Annotated in this window: 16 protein-coding genes; 8 read left to right on the forward strand and 8 right to left on the reverse strand. The window is 66.5% G+C overall.

Translation table 11 applies throughout. The features are described 5' to 3' along the window. Positions 1-12: 12 nt before the first annotated feature. From AC56LU_RS21050 to argS, 6 genes are read right to left on the reverse strand one after another with little or no spacing between them, the layout of a single operon-like run. Complete coding sequence (locus tag AC56LU_RS21050; protein WP_497177653.1) at positions 13-747, reverse strand: type III pantothenate kinase; 735 nt, start codon at positions 745-747, stop codon at positions 13-15. Between the two features lie 13 nt (positions 748-760). Next, a complete protein-coding gene (locus AC56LU_RS21055) occupies positions 761-1534 on the reverse strand; it encodes a biotin--[acetyl-CoA-carboxylase] ligase (protein WP_497177568.1) in 774 nt (257 codons plus the stop codon). After that, positions 1531-2325: an SDR family oxidoreductase gene (locus AC56LU_RS21060; RefSeq protein WP_497177569.1), complete on the reverse strand. Its 795-nt coding sequence runs from the start codon at positions 2323-2325 to the stop codon at positions 1531-1533. Before AC56LU_RS21060 ends, AC56LU_RS21055 begins: the two co-directional genes overlap by 4 nt. Next, the gene (locus AC56LU_RS21065; RefSeq protein ID WP_497177570.1) at positions 2322-3002 is read right to left on the reverse strand and encodes a thiol:disulfide interchange protein DsbA/DsbL; all 681 of its coding nucleotides are present in this window, start codon (positions 3000-3002) and stop codon (positions 2322-2324) included. The genes AC56LU_RS21060 and AC56LU_RS21065 overlap by 4 nt, the downstream gene beginning before the upstream one ends. A gap of 28 nt (positions 3003-3030) precedes the next feature. Beyond that, positions 3031-3714: an SPOR domain-containing protein gene (locus AC56LU_RS21070; RefSeq protein ID WP_497177571.1), complete on the reverse strand. Its 684-nt coding sequence runs from the start codon at positions 3712-3714 to the stop codon at positions 3031-3033. A 7-nt stretch (positions 3715-3721) separates the two neighbouring features. Beyond that, complete coding sequence (gene argS / locus AC56LU_RS21075; protein ID WP_497177572.1) at positions 3722-5476, reverse strand: arginine--tRNA ligase; 1755 nt, start codon at positions 5474-5476, stop codon at positions 3722-3724. A gap of 211 nt (positions 5477-5687) precedes the next feature. On the opposite strand from argS, the gene rsmB reads away from it, so the two are divergent. From rsmB to AC56LU_RS21115, 8 genes are all read left to right on the forward strand, one after another. Beyond that, on the forward strand, positions 5688-7310 hold the full coding sequence (rsmB, locus tag AC56LU_RS21080; protein WP_497177573.1) for a 16S rRNA (cytosine(967)-C(5))-methyltransferase RsmB: 1623 nt from the start codon (positions 5688-5690) through the stop codon (positions 7308-7310). Positions 7311-7334: 24 nt separating this feature from the next. Further along, the gene (locus tag AC56LU_RS21085) at positions 7335-7898 is read left to right on the forward strand and encodes a DUF4390 domain-containing protein (protein WP_497177574.1); all 564 of its coding nucleotides are present in this window, start codon (positions 7335-7337) and stop codon (positions 7896-7898) included. Positions 7899-7903: 5 nt separating this feature from the next. Beyond that, complete coding sequence (locus AC56LU_RS21090) at positions 7904-10231, forward strand: sensor histidine kinase (protein ID WP_497177575.1); 2328 nt, start codon at positions 7904-7906, stop codon at positions 10229-10231. A gap of 66 nt (positions 10232-10297) precedes the next feature. Continuing rightward, the gene (locus tag AC56LU_RS21095; protein WP_497177576.1) at positions 10298-11038 is read left to right on the forward strand and encodes a response regulator; all 741 of its coding nucleotides are present in this window, start codon (positions 10298-10300) and stop codon (positions 11036-11038) included. A 21-nt stretch (positions 11039-11059) separates the two neighbouring features. Continuing rightward, positions 11060-11422, forward strand: a complete 363-nt coding sequence (locus AC56LU_RS21100; RefSeq protein ID WP_497177577.1) for a GTPase — start codon at positions 11060-11062, stop codon at positions 11420-11422. Positions 11423-11552: 130 nt separating this feature from the next. Next, positions 11553-11810, forward strand: a complete 258-nt coding sequence (locus tag AC56LU_RS21105) for a BTH_I0359 family protein (RefSeq protein ID WP_497177578.1) — start codon at positions 11553-11555, stop codon at positions 11808-11810. A gap of 74 nt (positions 11811-11884) precedes the next feature. Further along, a complete protein-coding gene (locus AC56LU_RS21110) occupies positions 11885-12661 on the forward strand; it encodes a class II glutamine amidotransferase (protein ID WP_497177579.1) in 777 nt (258 codons plus the stop codon). A gap of 100 nt (positions 12662-12761) precedes the next feature. Then, entirely contained in the window at positions 12762-14039 is a 1278-nt protein-coding gene (locus AC56LU_RS21115) for an EAL and HDOD domain-containing protein (protein ID WP_497177580.1), read from the forward strand. A gap of 191 nt (positions 14040-14230) precedes the next feature. On the opposite strand, the gene AC56LU_RS21120 is transcribed toward AC56LU_RS21115, so the two are convergent. After that, positions 14231-14605 carry an SPW repeat protein gene (locus AC56LU_RS21120; protein ID WP_497177581.1) on the reverse strand — a complete coding sequence of 125 codons (375 nt, stop codon included), beginning with the start codon at positions 14603-14605 and terminating at the stop codon, positions 14231-14233. An 82-nt stretch (positions 14606-14687) separates the two neighbouring features. Continuing rightward, positions 14688-18458, reverse strand: a complete 3771-nt coding sequence (gene metH, locus AC56LU_RS21125; RefSeq protein WP_497177582.1) for a methionine synthase — start codon at positions 18456-18458, stop codon at positions 14688-14690. Between the last annotated feature and the right edge of the window lie 181 nt (positions 18459-18639).

Below are 18639 nucleotides of genomic sequence, written 5' to 3' on the forward strand. Positions count from 1 at the left end.
GAGGCTCTCCGTTCATTGGGTGGCCGCCGCATGCAGTCCGACCAGCACGATGTTATCGACCACTTGGTGCGGGAACTTGAGGACTTGTGCGATATAAGACGCCGCACCGCCTGACACGATGCAGGCGCCGGCGCCGTGTGGGCCATGGGCCGCGCAGGCACGCTCGATCGCGCCGGCCTGGGCCGACAGGACGCCGGAGACGATGGCGTCGTCGGTGTTGTCGCCGAAGAGCGGGGGAGGGGCCGCACCCGGGGTCACCGCCGGCAGCTGCGCCGTGTTGCGGGCCAGCGAGCCGGCCATCAGGGCCAGGCCGGGCAGGATCATGCCGCCGATGAAGCGGCCGTCGGCCGATAGCGCATCCACCGTGGTCGCGGTGCCGCAGGTCGCCACGATCACGTCCTGCCCGGGCGCCAGCGCGCGCGCGCCGATGGCGGCGGCGAAGCGGTCGCAGCCCAGCTGCGCCGGGTTGCGGTAGCCGTTGCGCAGGCCGGCGCGTTCGCCGGTGGAGGCGAACCATTCGACCGCCACCCCAGCCGGCAGCACCTGCGCGATGCGCTCGCGCACCGCTGCGCCGGCCACGTTCGAGACGATGGCGCGCGTCACGCCTGCCCTGCGCCAGGTAGTCGCCGCATCGTCCAGTCCGGCGTGCGACACCGCATCGAGCAGGGTCCAGGCGCCCAGCGGCGCACCTGGTGCGGCCAGCGCCCACTTGATGCGGGTATTGCCCGCGTCGACCAGCAGCAGCATGTTCATTCCCTTTTCACTGGTTCAAGCGCAGCGAGACGTCGCCCGCCAGTACCGCGATGCGGCCCGCCGCCGTGTCCAGCAGCAGGCGACCGGCGTCGTCGACACCGGCGGCCAGGCCTTCGTGCAGCACCTGGCCCTGGTCGAGGATGACGACCGGCTGCCCCTGCCATGCATGGCGCAGGTTCCAGCGCGCGCTGAAGGCGCCGAAACCCTGGCGCGCGAACAGGCGCAGCGCGTCGGCCAGCGCATCGAGCAGGGCGGCCACCAGCACGTCGCGCTCCATGCGCGCCAGCCAGGGCGCGCCGGCGGCGCTGCGGCCGAGCAGCGCCTCGACTTCGTCGGGCATGATCAGGTTCAGGCCGATGCCGATCACGGCCCAGGTGCCGCCGCCATGGTCAGGTGGGGCACACTGGGTTTCGATCAGGATGCCGGCGAGTTTGTCGCCGTCCTTGAGCACGTCGTTCGGCCATTTCAGCCCGACCTGCACGCCGAGCCCGGCAAGTGCGTCGCCCAGCGCCACGCCGACGGCGAGCGGCAGGCCAAGCAAGGCATGCGGGCCGCCGTCGAACTTCCAGGCCAGCGAAAAGGTCAGGGAGTTTTCGCTCGACGATAGCCAGCTGCGCCCGGCGCGGCCGCGGCCGGCGGTCTGGTGTTCGGCCACCAGCAGTACCGGTTCGGTCAGTTGCGAAGCGCGCGCCAGCAGGTCGGCGTTGGTGGAGCCGGTCTCCGGCACGACTTCCACCAGTACGCCGGCGCGCGACAGCGACGCGATACGGTCGGCGTTCATGCTTCGCCCTGCCTTTGCTTGGTCGGGGCGCGCGAGAACACGAGGTCGAACAGGGCGTTGGGCAGCAGGCGCAGCAGCCCGGCGGCGACGCCCATCTGCCAGGGCAGCACGCGGTAGCTGGCGCCACGCGCGATCACGTTTGCAGCCTGCGCGGCGAAGCGTTCGGCGGGCATCAGGAAGGGCATGGGAAAACGGTTGTTGCGGGTCATGGGGGTATCGATGTAGCCGGGGGCGATGGTCACCACCTTGATGCCGGATGCGCGTAGTTCGAGGCGCAGCGATTCGCAATAGCTGTGCACCGCCGCCTTGGAGGCGCAGTAGGCGCCGGCGCCGCGCATGCCGCGGATGCCCGCCACGCTGCCGATCCCCACCAGGCGGCGCGGGCCCTGCCGGGCTTTCATGGCGTCGATGAAAGGCGCAAACGTGGCGACGGTGGCGTTCACGTTGGTCGCGAACACGGCGTCGAACACCGCCAGGTCGGCCGGGCGCTCGGTGAGCGTGCCGTGCGAGATGCCGGCGCTGGCGATCACGATGTCGGCGCCGCCGTTCGCCGCAATGAAGTCGGCCGCGGCGGCGGCCAGCGCCGCATGATCGGTAACGTCGGCCGCATAGATGCGGTGGCGTTCGGGGTGGGGAAGGCTGGCGGCCAGTTCTGCCAGTAGCGGCCGGCGCCGCGCCAGCAGGCCGAGGGAGGCGCCGCGCGCCGCGTACTCGCGCGCCAGGGCCGCGCCGATGCCGCTCGAGGCGCCGGTGATGAACACCCGGTCCGCGCGGCCCCGCGTTGCGGTCATTTCCTGTTCGCTTTGGCCCGTGCGACCAGGCTGTCCATCACCTGCAGGGTGCCCTGCAGCGCCTCGTTGCCGCTGACGTTGCCGGATTCGCTGACCATGCCGGGCGAGGTCAGGAAGCGGCCGTCGATGGCGATCATGGGCCAGTGGGTGATGCGGTAGGACTCCATCATCGCCTGCGCGCGGCGCACCTTGGCCTGCACGCCGAACGAACGGTAGGCATCGATGAAGCGCGCGCGGTCGATGCCGGCGCGGCTGGCCCAGTCGAACACCTGCTCGTCCTGGGCCAGCGGCAGGCGTTCGACGTGGTAGGCGTTGAACACCTTGCCGTGGAACTGGTCGAGCATGCCGAGCGACTCGAGCGTGAAGAACAGGCGCTGCTGGGCCGCGATGCGTTCGCCGTGCGGCACGTGCACGCGCCTGAACGCGATGTTGTTCCCCTGCTTTTTCACCCAGTCGGCCAGGAAAGGCTCGAAGGCGTAGCAGTGGGGGCAGTAATAGGCGAAGAACTCGGTCACCTCGATCTTGCCGCCGCTGTCGGTCGGCTGCGCTTCCGGCAGCGCCTGGTATTCCGCGCCTTCTTTCGGACGGTCCGGCGCTCCGGGCGAGGGAGAAGCGACGGCGAAACCAGGAACGGCGAGCAGGGCGGTGGAACAGATCAGGCGGCGAAGCGGGTCCATGCGGGTCCTTCGGTCAGGTGGAAAGGGATCAGCGCTGGTTGCGGACGATGTCGACGACGATGCCGCTGTCGAGCAGCTTGGCGCGCGCCTTGTTCATGGTTTCCTGGCCGGTGTACGGACCCACGCGCACGCGGTGCAGCACGCCGCTGTCGGTGTTGCGGTCGGTGATGGCCGCTTCGAAGCCGAGCAGGGCCAGCTTGGCGCGGGTGTTTTCGGCGTCGGACATCTCGCGGAAGGCGCCGGCCTGCAGGTAGTAGATGTAGCCGTCGCCGCCGGCGGCCGGGGCCGCTGCTGGCACTGCCGGAGCAGGGGCTGCCGCGGTGGCCGGTGCGGCTGCGGGTGCGGCCGGCGTAGCCGCCGGTGCAGCTTGCTGTCCCTGCATGCCGGCGATGGCCTGGCCCAGCGGATCCGCTTCGGCGGCAGGCTCCGGGGCCGGAGCCGGACGGGCGGCGCGCTCGGCGATCTGGCGATTGGCTTCGCGCGCGGCTTCGCGGTTGCCGTACAAGGGCTTGTTCGGGTCGCTGGCCTGGCTCGGCTCGAGGTCGGCCGGGCGGCCCATCTTGTTGGAGCGGTCGGTGAACGGCGACTGGCCCTTGGTGATCACGAGCGCGACCGCCACGGCAATCCCCAGGCCGACGATCAGGCCGATGATGATGCCGGTCAGGGTGCTGCCGCGCTGGCGCAGCGGGGAGAACGTACGGATTGCGGTCATGTTGCGCTTACTCTTGGGTTTCGGTGGGTGCGCGTTCCATCTTGCTCGGGGCCGACACGCCGATCAGGGCCAGTCCGTTGCGCAGCACCTGGCGGGTGGCGGTGGCCAGGGCCAGGCGCGCCAGCTTCAGGGCGTCGTCGTCGTCGAGCAGCCACTTGTGCGCGAAGTAGTAGCTGTGCAGTTCGCCGGCCAGTTCGCGCAGGTAGAACGCCACCTGGTGCGGGCCCAGCTCAAGCTTGGCGCGTGCCAGCACTTCCGGATAGGCGGCCAGCTTGGCCAGCAGGCTGGCTTCGTGCGCGGTGGTGAGCAGCGACAGGTCGGCATTGGCCAGCAGCGCTTCATCGCCGCCCCAGTTGGCAAGCGCCGAGCAGATGCGCGCGTGGGCGTACTGCACGTAATAGACCGGATTTTCTTCGCTGGTGGCCAGCGCGACGTCGACGTCGAACACGAATTCGGTATCGGCCTTGCGCGAGATGAGGAAGAAGCGCACCGCGTCGCGGCCGCGCGTCACGTCGCCGTTGCCCGACCATTCGATCAGGTCGCGCACCGTCACGTAGGAGCCGGCGCGCTTGGAGATCTTGACCTCTTCGCCGTTCTTCATGACGGTGACCATCTTGTGCAGCACATAATCAGGGTAACCGCGCGGGATACCAATATTGACCGCCTGCAGGCCGGCGCGCACCCGGGCGATGGTGCCGTGGTGGTCGCTGCCCTGCACGTTGATGGCCTGGTCGAAGCCGCGGCGGAATTTCTGGATGTGGTAGGCCACGTCCGGCACGAAGTAGGTGTAGGTGCCGTCGGACTTGCGCATCACGCGGTCCTTGTCATCGCCGTAGTCGGTGGTCTTGAGCCACAGCGCGCCTTCGTGTTCATACGTTTTTCCCGCATCCACCAGGGCCTGCACGGCCTGCTCGACCTTGCCGTCCGCGTACAGCGAGGACTCGAGGTAGTAGTTATCGAACTTGACGCCGAAGGCCTGCAGATCCTGGTCCTGCTCGTTGCGCAGGTAGGTCACGGCAAAGCGGCGGATCGATTCGATGTCGTCGACGTCACCCGATGCGGTGGCGGGCGCGCCGTCGCTGGCCGAGACGGTCTTTTTCGCCAGGAAGTCGCTGGCGATCTCGGCGATGTAGTCGCCGTTGTAGGCCGACTCGGGCCATTCGGCGTCGCCCGGCTTGAAGCCGCGTGCGCGCGCCTGCACCGAGGTGGCCAGCGTGGCGATCTGGACGCCGGCGTCGTTGTAGTAGAACTCGCGCGTGACGTCGTGGCCCTGCGATTCGAACAGGGACGAGAGCGCATCGCCCAGCGCGGCCTGGCGGCCGTGGCCGACGTGCAGCGGGCCGGTCGGGTTGGCCGAGACGAATTCGATGATGGCGTGGTGGCCCTGGCCGGAGCTGGCGCGCCCAAAACCTTCGGCCTGCTCGAGCACGGTCTTGACGACCGACTGCTTGGCGCCGGCGGCTACGCGCAGGTTGATGAAGCCGGGGCCGGCGACCTCGGCCGACTCGACCAGGCCGGCGGCAGCGGGCTCGGCCAGCAGGGCGGCGACCAGGCGGGTGGCCAGCTCGCGCGGGTTGGTCTTGAGCGGCTTGGCCAGTTGCATCGCGATATTGCAGGCGATGTCGCCGTGGCTCGGGTCGCGCGGACGCTCGAGGACGATGTTCAGCTGTTGAAGCGTGGTGGCGAGATCGCTGCCGGCGACGATCGGCGCAAGGGCGGCCTGGAACAGGGCAACGATTTCTTGTTTTTGTTGGGCGAGCATGGGATGTCGATCTGATAAAAAATGGCGGGCCTGCGGGCAGGCAAACAGGGAGCATTATACTGAATCGGCAATGCGTGGTTTAACCCGGCGCGCAATATGTCACTTCGATGTGCACTTCGGCGCGGGCGCGCCTCCGATGATTTCTTGCTTAAGCGGCACCAAAGCCTATGCCGGTACAATGGGGGCCTTTTTCGACTGTATTGAATCCGCCATGACCGACAAGCGCCCGACGCTCTCCCTGAAACCAAAAGCCAGGCCGGCACGCGCCGCCGCGCCCGATGGCAGGGCTCGGCCGTCGTCGTCTGCAAAATCGCATCAGGCGGCGGATGGGGCGGCCGCTTCCAAGCCGACCTACCGTCCGTCGCCCGAGCGCGAGGCCGCCGCCGCACGCCGCGAGCGCCCCGAGCCTGCCGCACCGCGCGGCACGGCGACTTTGCGGCCGAGCCACGAAGCCAGGGTGGCGCCGCAGCACGACTACCGTCCCGACCTGAAGGCCGATTCGCTGGCCCTGAGCCTGCTGGGCGCGGCCAATGCCGTGGCGCGCGTGCGCGGCGGCACCGCGTTGCCGCAGGCTCTCAGCGCCGTATTTACCGCCTACGACGTCACGCCGCAGGCGCGCGGCGCGATCCAGGACATCGCCTACCGCAGCATGCGCCAGCTCGGCCGCAGCGAAACCCTGCTGGGCCTGATGACGTCGAAGGCGCCGGAGCCGCCGATGCTGGGCGGCCTCTTGTCGGCCGCGCTGGCGCTGCTCGACCCGCCGGAAGGCACACCGGCCCCCTACGAAGCCTTTACCGTGGTGGACCAGGCCGTGCACGCGGCGGCCAGCCATCCCGACTTTGCCCACGCCAAGGCGATGGTCAATGCCGTGCTGCGCCGCTTCCTGCGCGAGCGCGAGGCCCTGGTGGCGCAAGCCCTGAAGCAACCGCTGGCGCGCTGGAACTATCCGCAGTGGTGGATCGACAGTACCCGCGCGGCCTATCCGTCCGACTGGGAAGCGATTCTCGCGGCCGGCAACACCCACCCGCCGCTCACGCTGCGCGTGAACCGCCGCCGGAGCAGCGTCGATACCTACCTGAAGGAGCTGCACGATGCCGGCATCGCGGCCGAGCAGGTGGGCCCGGGCGCGGTGCGCCTGGCGCAGGCCGTCAATGTCGGCCAGATCCCGGGCTTCCACGACGGCGTGGTGTCGGTCCAGGACGCCGGCGCCCAGCTGGCCGCGGGGCTGCTCGATCTGCACGATGGCATGCGCGTGCTCGATGCCTGCGCGGCGCCCGGCGGCAAGAGCGGCCACATCCTCGAGACCGCCGACGTCGACCTGACCTCGGTCGACGCCGATCCCCAGCGCCTGGCGCGGGTCGGCGACAACCTCGGCCGCCTTGGCTTGCGTGCGAAGCTGGTCGCGGCCCAGGCCCAGGACAGCGGCTGGTGGGACGGCCGTCCGTTCGACCGTATCCTGGCCGACGTGCCGTGCACGGCCTCCGGCATCGTGCGCCGCCACCCGGACATCCGCTGGCTGCGCCGCAAGTCCGACACGCTCCAACTTGCAACACTTTCCAGCAAAATACTCGACAACCTTTGGCAGATGTTGCTGCCCAATGGTAAATTGTTGTTTGTGACATGTTCGCTCTGGCCCCAGGAATCGGAGGCCCAGGCTGCCGCATTCGCGGCGCGCCACGACGCCATCCGCCTCGACGCGCCGGGCCAGCTACTGCCAGCCAGCGGTGCCGGGCAGGATCATGACGGCTTGTTCTACGCGCTGTTCCAAAAAAAAGAAACAAGCGGCGCGATGGTCTTCCCGAATGACCAGGCTTCGGCTTCAACCCTCGGCTAACCATTTTTAGGCTCCGGCGCACCCGTGACGTTACGATTTCTCTGCCTTCTCGCTTGCCAGCTGCTGCTGGTCTTCGCGTGCACGCAGGCGCGGGCGGCCGATGTCATCGATATCACCAAGGTCGAAATCCAGTCCGGCGAAGACGGCTACCGCCTGAACACCGCCTTCGCCTTCGACCTGAACCACGAGCTGCAGGACGCGGTCCAGCACGGCATCAAGCTGCACTTCACCACCGAGATCGAAATGACACGCCCGCGCTGGTGGTGGCGCGACGAAAAGGCGGTGTTCTCCAAGCGCACCATCGGCATCTCCTACGACATGCTGACGCGCCAGTACATCGTCACCATCGGCGGAAGCGTGCCGCAGCCCTTCAATACCCTCGACGACGCCCTGTCGCTGATCCGGCGCCCGGCGCGCTGGCTGATCGCGCCCAAGGGGGCGCTGAAGCAGGGCGAGGTGTACAACGTCTCGGTGCGCATGTTCATGGACCGCGACTTCCTGTCCAAGCCGCTGCAGGTGAACGCCATCAATGATTCGAGCTGGCGCCTGACCTCGAACAAGAAGAATTTTACCTACCGTGCGGAGTAAGCCGGATGCGCGGTAAATCGTTCAACCAGGCGCTGCGCTACACCCTCGTGGTGGGCGGCGCCATCGTCTCGATCCTGCTGTTCCTGCTCGCCTCGGCTTCCGACAACTCGGGCTTCTTCGACCGTTACTACACCTGGCTGCTGGGCGTGAACGCCGGCATGGCGGTGCTGCTGCTGCTGCTGGTGGTGGTCGCGCTGGCGCGCCTGTATTCGCGCTACAAGGCCGGCAAGTTCGGCTCGCGGCTGGTGGCCAGGCTGGTGCTGCTGTTTGCCGGGATCGGCATCCTGCCGGGACTGGTGATCTTCATGGTGTCGGTGCAGTTCGTCTCGCACTCGATCGACAGCTGGTTCGACGTCAAGATCGAGGCCGCGATCGAATCCGGCCTGAACCTCGGCCGCGCGGCACTGGACGAAGCCGTGGCCGAACTGGGAGCGACCGGCCAGACCGCGGCCGCCACCCTGGCGGGCCAGGATGCGGTGATGGTGCAGGGCGTGCTGAGCGGCCTGGTGAACGACATCAGCGGCCTGCAGAGCGCGATGCTGCTCACGGCCGACGGCACCCTGCTGGCCTCGGCCGCGCAAGACCGCAACGCCAGCCTCGAGCTGGACCGCCCGACCCCCGACATGCTCAGGTCGGCCGCGCTGCCGGGCGGCTATGCGCGCCCGGAGGGTACGATGGAGCGCGAGGCGCCCGTGCAGGCGGGCAGGCAGGACGAAGGCGGGAGCGCCCTGGATGCGGCCACCGGCCTGCGCCTGCGCGTGGTGCTGGCGGTGCCCGAGGCGGCAGGCATGGAGCCGCGCTACCTGCAGCTGCTGCAGGCGGTGCCGGTCAACCTGGCGTCCAATGCAGTGGTGCTGCGCAGCGCCTCCGAGGAATACCGCTCGCGCGACCAGTCCCGGCGCGGCCTGCGCAAGATGTACATCGAGACCCTGACATTGACCTTGCTGCTGGCCATCTTCGGCGCGATCGGCAGCGCCTTCCTGATCGCCGGCAACCTGGCCCAGCCCCTGCTGGTGCTGGCCGAGGGCACGCAGGCGGTGGCCGAGGGCGACCTGTCGCCGCGCCCGACCGTCGAGACGAACGACGAACTCGGCACCTTGACGCGCTCCTTCAATGCCATGACCGGCCAGCTGTTCGAGGCGCGCAGCGCGGTCGAGCGCAATCGCACGGCGCTGCAGAACGCCAAGGCCCACCTGGAATCGGTGCTGGCCAACATGTCCGCGGGCGTGCTCGTGCTCGACGCCGAAGGGCGGGTGGTCAATTCGAACGACGCCGCCTACCGCATCCTGCAGGTCGAGCCGGGCGCGCTGGCCGGGCCGCTGGCCAGCATCGCGGGCATGGAAACCTTTTATAACTGCGTCACGCGCGCGATCTCGGCCCAGAGCGCCCAGAGCGCGGCCAGCACCGACCGGCGCCGGCGCGCCCACTGGCAGCAGCAGATCGAGATCCCGCGCCGCGGCGGCAGCGATGGACACGATCACGAGCACGACCACGACATCACGCTGCTGGCGCGCGGCTCGCGCCTGCCGGTGGGTACCGGCAGTGGCTTCATCGTGGTGTTCGACGATATCTCGGACGTGATCTCGGCGCAGCGCTCGGTGGCCTGGGGCGAAGTAGCGCGGCGCCTGGCGCACGAGATCAAGAACCCCCTCACGCCAATCCAGCTGTCGGCCGAGCGCCTGCAGATGAAGCTGGAATCGAGCCTGCCGCCGCACGAGGCCGAGCTGCTGAAGAAGAGCACGACCACCATCGTCAACCAGGTCGACGCCATGAAGCGCATGGTGGACGATTTCCGCGACTATGCGCGCACGCCGCCGGCGGTGCTGGAGCCGCTCGACCTGAACGGCCTGATCGGCGAGATCCTGCAGCTCTACCTGTCCGAGGACGGTTCCGACATCATCCATGCCGCCCTGGCGCCGGCTCTGCCAAAAGTAATGGGCGACGCCACCCAGCTGCGCCAGGTGATCCACAACCTGGTCCAGAACGCGCAGGATGCGCTGGTCGACCGCGGCCCGGACGCGCCCGCGCCGCGCGTCGACGTCACCACCGAGGCGATCCACTACGAAGGCGCGGACGGCGCCGACGGCACCGCGGTGCGCCTGGCGATCACCGACAACGGCCCCGGTTTCTCGCCGCGCATCCTGGCGCGCGCTTTCGAGCCCTACGTCACGTCGAAGGCGCGCGGCACCGGCCTGGGCCTGCCGATGGTCAAGAAGATCATCGACGAACACGGCGGCCGGATCGACATCGGGAACCGTCCGGACGGATGTGGCGCATCCGTATTCATTTTGCTGTTAAAGTTAGCGCCTGAGGCGAACTTGTCCGAAATATAAAAGACGGCATAGAATCGCACCGGGTCGTAGCAAATGCACGGGTAAGAGATCAGGAAGGTTTACAAGATGGCGAACATACTCGTAGTTGATGATGAAATGGGAATCCGGGAATTGCTCTCGGAAATCCTGGGCGACGAAGGCCATGCCATCACGCTGGCGGAAAATGCACAGCAGGCCCGTGAGGCGCGCGCTGCGGGGGCGCCCGACCTGGTGCTGCTCGATATCTGGATGCCCGACACCGACGGCGTCACCCTGCTCAAGGAATGGCAGCGCGACGGCCTGCTCACCATGCCGGTCATCATGATGTCCGGCCACGCCACCATCGATACCGCGGTCGAGGCGACCCGCATCGGCGCCCTGAACTTCCTCGAAAAGCCGATCGCCCTGCAAAAGCTGCTCAAGGCCGTGCAGCAGGGCCTGACCCGCGCACAGGAAGTCGCGCGCGCGCCCATGGCGCCGCCGCGCCCGGTCGCAGCTGCAACGCTTCCCATGACCGACAACGGCGCCGGCGCGTCCGTGGCGGCGGCGCCGATGTTCGCGCCGCAGGCGCCGCAGATGGCCAACGGCTCGCGCCTGGTCCATGCGATGTCGCAAGGCGAGGGCACCGGATACACGCTGTCGTTTGACCTGCCGCTACGTGAAGCGCGCGACGCCTTCGAGCGCATGTACTTCGAACACCATCTGGGCCGTGAAGGCGGCAGCATGACGCGCGTGGCCGAGAAGACCGGCCTCGAACGCACCCACCTGTACCGCAAGCTCAAGCAGCTCGGCGTCGAGCCGGGCAAGCTCGCCAAGAAAGGCGTCTGATTGGGCGTGCCGGGTGCGCGGGTGGCGACCACCCTGGTCACCGGCTCGTCTCCCGCCGCGCGCGAGGCGGCCATCGCCGCGCTGCTCGATGGCGCACCGGCCGCTTCCGATGGCTTCAATGCCGTCATCCTCGAAGGCCTGGCCCCAGGTACTTCATCCATCCCAACAAACTCTTCTGTCAGACTTGTCCGACTCGCAGTCGGGTGTGTGTGCTGCACCGGCAACCTGGTTTTGCGTGTAACATTAAATCGACTGCTGCGCCAAGGCCCGGAACGCCTGTTCATCGGTGTGGCGAGCAGTGAGCACCTTGATCAGTTGCGATCGTGGCTGCAAGAAGCGCCATACGATCAGCTGTTGGCACTGGATCCGACCATACACGCCTGACACCTCTGCTTACATTGTGTGGTCTTGTAATCGGTCCAGAGAGCCCCACCTCTTAACCGAAGTGATCAGCCAACCGCCGCCGCCGTGCGGTTGATGCGCACAATTACTCTGATCGAGAGAAGGAGTCATCATGAACATGATCTACAACAGCGAACAATACAGCGTCGTCGAATTCGGCATCGATCGCGACCTCGAAGCCCTGCGCTTCGGTGGCTACGAGATCGTCGACAAGGCCGGCCGGCGCGAAGCGTTCATCGGCGGCAAACTGGCGCAATCGTTCCGTCGCGATGTGAACAACCTCATCGCAAGCGAGCCGACCATGGAAGAAATCGACGACTTCCTGGGTTCCTACGACACCCTGATGAGCCAGCCGGTCGTCCTGCACTAATCACAGCAAACCGCTATTACCGCTCCGAGGGGTAATAGCGCCATGGCACCTCTGGGCGTGATAAGCTGCGCGCCATGTGCCAGCTCCTCGGAATGAACTGCAACGTCCCCACGGACATCGTCTTCTCCTTCACCGGTTTCGCCCACCGCGGCGGACGCACCGATACTCACCACGACGGCTGGGGCATCGCCTTCTTCGAGGGCAGGGGAGTACGCCACTTCGTCGACCACCAGGCCGCCATCGCGTCGCCGATTGCCGAACTGATCAAGCAATACCCGATCAAGTCCACCAACGTCATCGCCCATATCCGCAAGGCCACCCAAGGCCAGGTCGCGCTCGAGAACTGCCATCCGTTTGTCCGCGAGATGTGGGGACGCTACTGGGTGTTCGCCCACAACGGCGACCTCAAGGATTTCGCGCCCGTACTCCATGGGCCGTTTCGTCCGGTGGGCAATACCGACAGCGAGCTGGCCTTCTGCTGGCTGATGCAAAGCCTGCGCGACGAGTTCGGCGACGGCGCTGCCGGCAGTGCGCCCTCGCTGGCCGAACTGCGCGCCGCGCTCGCGCGGCTGGTGCCGCAGGTCGCCGCACACGGCACCTTCAACATGATGCTGTCGGACGGCACCGCGCTGTTCACGCACTGCTCGACCAAGCTGTGCTACATCGTGCGCAAGTATCCGTTCACCGCCGCGTCGCTGTCGGACGAAGACCTGTCGGTCGACTTTTCGCAGGTGACCACGCCGAACGACCGGGTTGCCATCATCGTCACCGAACCGCTCACCAATAACGAAACCTGGATCCCGTTCGCACCGGGCGAACTGAAACTGTTCGTGGATGGCTTGCCACAATAATGGCAAAACGCTATCGTTCCTACGATAAATTAATGCCAAAAATCCACTAAGGGTGACGGATGCGGTAAAGTAGCCCTGTTCGCGAGCCATCCCAGACGACATGACCGATACCGCCAGCCATGACCAGGCATCACCGCCGCTAAAACTGCGCAACTTCTACCTCGGGCGCCAGCCGGTGCTCGACCGTAACCAGGCGCTGTTCGGCTATGAACTGCTGTTCCGAGGCAGCGCCCAGGGACCGGCCCAGATCGACTCCGGCCTGTCGGCCAGCGCCAGCGTCATCCACCACGCATCCCAACTGGGCCTGCCGCGCGCAATCGGCGACGCCACCGCCTTCCTGAACGTCGACGCCGAAGTCCTGCATAGCGACATGTTCGCCTTCCTGCCGCGCGAACGCACCGTGCTCGAGATCGTGCGCTCGGTCGAGCCGACCGACGCCGTCATCCGGCGCATGACCGAACTGTCCTCGCATGGCTTCCGCTTTGCAGCCGAAGCGTCGGCCCACGGCGCCAGCCTGGCGCGCCTGCTGCCGGTGATCGATTACGTCAAGATGGACCTGCGCGAACTGCCGGTGGTGACCCTGCTGTCGCTGGCGCCGCGCCTGCGCGGCACCGGCAAGCGCCTGGTGGCCGAGAAGGTCGAGACCCACAGCGAATACCGCACCTGCCTGGACATCGGCTTCGATTATTTCCAGGGCTATTACTTTGCCAAGCCGACCGTCATCGCGGGCCGCAAGTTGTCGCCGTCACAGGCGGCGGTGATGGACCTGATGAACCTGGTGACCTCGGAGGCCGACAATCTCGAGATCGAGCGCGCGGTCAAGAAGGACGTCACGCTCGGCCTGAACCTGCTGCGCCTGGTGAACACGCCGGCGGCAGGGGCAGGGCGGCGCATCGAGTCGGTCAGCCAGGCCATCATGCTGCTGGGCCGCCGCCAGCTACAGCGCTGGCTGCAGATACTGATGTACGCCGAGCCCGGCGTGCGCGGCCACAATCTGAGTCCGCTCCTGATGCTGGCCACCACCCGCGCGCGCCTGATGGAGCTGCTGGCGCAGCGCCTGCGCCCTGGCCAGCGCAACGTGGCCGACATCGCGTTCACGGTGGGCATGATGTCGCTGATGGACACGCTGTTCTGCATCCCGATGCAGGACATCGTGGAACAGATTCCCGTGATCGACGAAGTGCGCCACGCGCTGCTGGTGCGCCGCGGCTTCTTCGGCGAGCTGTTGCGCCTGGCCGAATCGATCGAGCGCATGGACGATGCGCAGGACGAAGTGCTGCCCCAGCTGAATGAACTGTCGATCGACGGCGACGACCTGGCCGAACTCGAGGTGTCGGCGTTCGAGTGGAGCGACAAGGTCGTTCGCTACGCGATTTGATCCGCAACGCCGGAAACCCAATTTCGCCGCGTAATTGTAGCGTGGGCAGGTTTCCTGCCCACGCGTTCAACATGTGCCGGAATTGCCGGCGCGGCTGATCAAAGCCTGCCTATCACCGCGTGGGCGCCTGTAATTCCGGGCATTGCCTGAAATTACCCCGCCCACCCTTTAAGTGCGGCGCCAGCAGATCATCAGGTGGCGCTGGAACGCGTCCACTGACTGTGCAGCTCCGGATCGCTGCGCAGCTCCCAGGTTCCCAGCACGATGGTGGCGATGCCGCTGATGGCCAGGCTCCATGTCATGGCTGGATCGCCCAGCGTGTCGACCACCCAGGGCGAGACCGTCACCCACGCTCCCACCACGATATTCAGCAGCACGGCCCAGACATAAGTCTTGACCAGGTCGAATGCGGCCAATAGCGAGATGAGCACGCCCGAGAGCCAGGCATTCACGGCCGGAATCGAATCGGGAGGGTAGGCGAGTACCCAGGGCGAGATGAGCAGCCAGACGCCGATCACGACCATGAGCTGGTCTTGCCAGCGACTGGACGACAGTTGCATTGCCATGATGTCCCCCCTGAACTTTGAGCGATTGCACTGGATTAGACAGTGCAATCGAACAGAAGTTTGGCGGCGGCGCAGGAGAAGATTACGACAGGTTCGGCGCCAGGTAACGCTCGAGTTCGCTCTTGTCCATGCCGCGGCGGCGTGCCATGTCCTCGAGCTGGTCTTCGCCGATCTTGCCGACCACGAAGTACTTCGATTCCGGGTGCGCGAAGTAGAAACCCGACACCGCGGCGCCCGGGTACATCGCGAACGACTCGGTCAGCTCCATGCCGATTTCCCCGGCCTGCAGGGTGCGGAACAGCTCGGCCTTCACCGTGTGTTCCGGGCAGGCCGGGTAGCCCGGCGCCGGGCGGATGCCCTGGTAGGCTTCCTTGATCAGGGCTTCGTTCGACAGGTCTTCGCCCGCGGCGTAGCCCCACAGGTCGGTGCGCACGCGCTCGTGCAGGTACTCGGCGAAGGCCTCGGCCAGGCGGTCGGCCAGGGCCTTGAGCATGATCGACGAGTAGTCGTCGAGCGCCGCTTCGAAGCGCTGCTCGTGCTTCTCGATGCCCAGGCCTGCAGTCACCGCGAACATGCCGATGTAGTCGGCCACACCGGACTCCTTCGGCGCGATGAAATCGGACAGGCACTGGTTCGGGCGCTGCTCGCCGTCGACCACCGGCTTGACGCCCTGCTGGCGCAGGCCGTACCAGGTAAAGGCGACGTCCTTGCGCGATTCGTCGGTATAGATCTCGATGTCGTCGTCGTTCACCGCGTTTGCCGGCAACAGCGCGATGGCGCCGTTGGCGGTCAGCCAGCGGCCGTCGATGATCTTCTTGAGCATCGCCTGGGCTTCCTCGAATACCTTGGTCGCCGCTTCGCCGACCACGTCATCCGTGAGGATGGCCGGGTAGGGGCCGGCCAGGTCCCAGGTCTGGAAGAACGGGGCCCAGTCGATGTAGCGCGCCAGCTCGCCCAGCTCGACGTTCTTGAACACGCGGCGGCCGATGAACTTGGGTTTCTTCGGTGCGTAGGCCAGGCGTGCCTTGTTGCCGCGCGCCTGCTCCAGGGTCAGCATCGGCAGCGCCTTCTTGCTGGCGTGCTGCACGCGGATGCGCTCGTAGTCCTGGGCCAGCTCGATGATGTAGGCGTCGCGGGTGTCGTCCGTGAGCAGCGACTGGCCCACCGACACCGAGCGCGAGGCGTCCGGCACATAGACCACCGGGCCTTCGTAGTGCGGCGCGATCTTCACGGCGGTGTGGGCGCGGCTGGTGGTGGCGCCGCCGATGAGCAAGGGGATCTTCTTCTCGCGGAAATAAGGGTCGCGCTGCATCTCGCGCGCCACGTGGGCCATCTCTTCCAGCGAAGGCGTGATCAGGCCCGACAGGCCGACCATGTCGGCGTTCTCTTCCTTGGCCTTGGCCAGGATGTCGGAGCAGGGCACCATCACGCCCATGTTCACGATCTCGAAGTTATTACACTGCAGGACCACCGAGACGATGTTCTTGCCGATGTCGTGCACGTCGCCCTTGACGGTCGCGATGACCATCTTGCCCTTCGGCTTGGCGACGATGCCGGTGCGGCGTTCTTCCTCAAGCTTTTCTGCTTCGATGAAGGGGATCAGGTGGGCCACGGCCTGCTTCATCACGCGCGCCGATTTCACCACCTGCGGCAGGAACATCTTGCCCTGTCCGAACAGGTCGCCGACGATGTTCATGCCGTCCATCAGCGGGCCCTCGATCACGTGGATCGGGCGGCCGTTCGCCGCCAGGACCTGCTGGCGCATCTCTTCGGTGTCTTCGACGATCCACTGGGTGATGCCGTGGACCAGCGCGTGCGCCAGGCGCTTCTCGACCGGGGTGTTGCGCCACTCGAGGTTCTGTTCCTGCTTGCCGCCGCCGGCCTTCAGGGTGCCGGCGAATTCGATCATGCGCTCGGTCGCGTCCTCGCGGCGGTTCAGCACCACGTCTTCGACGCGCTCGCGCAACTCTGCGGGCAGGTCGTCGTAGACGCCGACCATGCCGGCGTTGACGATGCCCATGGAGAGGCCGGCCTTGATCGCGTGGTACAGGAACACGGTGTGGATCGCCTCGCGCGCCGGGTCGTTGCCGCGGAAGCTGAACGAGACGTTCGACACGCCGCCCGACACCTGTGCGTAGGGCAGGTTCTTGCGGATCCAGGCGCAGGCTTCGATGAAGTCCACGGCGTAGTTGTTGTGTTCCTCGATGCCGGTGGCGATCGCGAAGATGTTCGGGTCGAAGATGATGTCTTCCGGCGGGAAGCCCACCTTCTCGGTCAGCACTTGATAGGCGCGGCCGCAGATCTCGGTCTTGCGCGCGAAGGTGTCGGCCTGGCCCTGTTCGTCGAACGCCATCACGATGACGGCCGCGCCGTAGCGGCGGCACAGGGTGGCCTGGCGGATGAATTCTTCCTCGCCTTCCTTCATCGAGATCGAATTGACGATGGCCTTGCCCTGCACGCACTTCAGGCCCGCTTCGATCACGCTCCATTTGGACGAGTCGATCATGATCGGCACGCGCGAGATGTCGGGCTCGGAGGCGATCAGGTTCAGGAAACGCGTCATCGCGGCCTGCGAGTCGAGCATCGCCTCGTCCATGTTGATGTCGATGACCTGGGCGCCGTTCTCGACCTGCTGGCGCGCCACCGACAGCGCCTCGTCGAACTGCTCGTTCAGGATCATGCGGGCAAAAGCCTTGGAACCGGTGACGTTGGTGCGCTCGCCGACGTTCACGAACAGCGAGCTCTCGTCGATGGTGAAGGGCTCCAGGCCCGACAGGCGCATGGCCACCGGAATCGCCGGCACTTCGCGTGGCGGACGGCCTTCCAGCATCTTCGCGATGGCGGCGATATGCTCCGGCGTCGTGCCGCAGCAGCCGCCGGCGATGTTGACGAAACCGGCATCGGCGAATTCGGCCAGCAGGGCCGAGGTGTCGGCGGGCAGCTCGTCGAAGCCGGTGTCGCTCATCGGATTGGGCAGGCCGGCGTTCGGGTAGATGCAGACGAAGGTATCGGCGATCTGCGACAGCTCTTCGGCATAGGGACGCATCAGCGCGGCGCCGAGGGCGCAGTTCAGGCCGATGGTGATGGGCCGGGCGTGGCGCACCGAATTCCAGAAGGCCGCGACGGTCTGGCCCGACAGGATGCGGCCCGAGGCGTCGGTCACGGTGCCCGAGATCATGATCGGCAGGCGCGCCGTAGCCGGGTGTTCGTCGAAGTACTGGTCGATCGCGAACAGTGCGGCCTTGCAGTTCAAGGTGTCGAAAATGGTCTCGACCAGCAGCACGTCGGAACCGCCGTCCACCAGGCCGCGTACCTGTTCGTGGTAGCTGGCCACGAGTTGATCGAAGGTGACGTTGCGGGCCGCCGGGTCGTTGACGTCGGGCGAGATCGACGCCGTCTTCGGGGTCGGGCCGAGGGCGCCGGCCACGAAGCGCGGCTTGTCCGGCGTACTGTATTTGTCGCAGGCGGCGCGCGCCAGCCTGGCGGCTTCGACGTTCATCTCGTAGGCGAGATGCGCCATGTGGTAATCGTCCTGCGCCACGCCGGTTGCGCCGAAGGTATTCGTTTCGACCAGGTCGGCGCCGGCGGCGAGGTAGCGCTCGTGGATCTCCTGGATGATGTGCGGCTGGGTGAGCGTGAGCAGCTCGTTGTTCCCCTTGACGAAGAGTTCGCGTCCGCCGCTGCCTTCCGGCGCGGCGAAGTTCGCGAAACGCTCGCCGCGGTAGGCCGCTTCATCCAGTTTGTACTGCTGGATGATGGTACCCATCGCGCCGTCCAGGATCATGATGCGGCGCTTCAGGATGTCGCGCAGCTGGGAGTCGATCGGGGAGAGGGAGCGAAGTGGGGCGTTCATGTGGGCGTCTTTCTGAGTGAGCGGCTTGACAGACCGTTACTGTTGGGCGGTCTACGATTATACGTCATGACACGGCATCGCTCTGGCGGTGCCAAAAATGCCGCTCCGTGTATGTATCTTTATGTATTGATCGCAGGAACTGTTACATGACGTTACAAAACCCAACACATCCGCAATCTTT

This window comes from Telluria sp. PB2R4 (assembly GCF_059685695.1).

Bases quoted from the DNA above. Each gene is read 5' to 3' on its own strand.
- AC56LU_RS21050 (WP_497177653.1), bottom strand. From the start codon at position 747: ATGCTGCTGCTGGTCGACGCGGGCAATACCCGCATCAAGTGGGCGCTG.
- AC56LU_RS21055 (WP_497177568.1), bottom strand. From the start codon at position 1,534: ATGAACGCCGACCGTATCGCGTCGCTGTCGCGCGCCGGCGTACTGGTG.
- AC56LU_RS21060 (WP_497177569.1), bottom strand. From the start codon at position 2,325: ATGACCGCAACGCGGGGCCGCGCGGACCGGGTGTTCATCACCGGCGCC.
- AC56LU_RS21065 (WP_497177570.1), bottom strand. From the start codon at position 3,002: ATGGACCCGCTTCGCCGCCTGATCTGTTCCACCGCCCTGCTCGCCGTT.
- AC56LU_RS21070 (WP_497177571.1), bottom strand. From the start codon at position 3,714: ATGACCGCAATCCGTACGTTCTCCCCGCTGCGCCAGCGCGGCAGCACC.
- argS (WP_497177572.1), bottom strand. From the start codon at position 5,476: ATGCTCGCCCAACAAAAACAAGAAATCGTTGCCCTGTTCCAGGCCGCC.
- rsmB (WP_497177573.1), top strand. From the start codon at position 5,688: ATGACCGACAAGCGCCCGACGCTCTCCCTGAAACCAAAAGCCAGGCCG.
- AC56LU_RS21090 (WP_497177575.1), top strand. From the start codon at position 7,904: ATGCGCGGTAAATCGTTCAACCAGGCGCTGCGCTACACCCTCGTGGTG.
- AC56LU_RS21095 (WP_497177576.1), top strand. From the start codon at position 10,298: ATGGCGAACATACTCGTAGTTGATGATGAAATGGGAATCCGGGAATTG.
- AC56LU_RS21105 (WP_497177578.1), top strand. From the start codon at position 11,553: ATGAACATGATCTACAACAGCGAACAATACAGCGTCGTCGAATTCGGC.
- AC56LU_RS21110 (WP_497177579.1), top strand. From the start codon at position 11,885: ATGTGCCAGCTCCTCGGAATGAACTGCAACGTCCCCACGGACATCGTC.
- AC56LU_RS21115 (WP_497177580.1), top strand. From the start codon at position 12,762: ATGACCGATACCGCCAGCCATGACCAGGCATCACCGCCGCTAAAACTG.
- AC56LU_RS21120 (WP_497177581.1), bottom strand. From the start codon at position 14,605: ATGGCAATGCAACTGTCGTCCAGTCGCTGGCAAGACCAGCTCATGGTC.
- metH (WP_497177582.1), bottom strand. From the start codon at position 18,458: ATGAACGCCCCACTTCGCTCCCTCTCCCCGATCGACTCCCAGCTGCGC.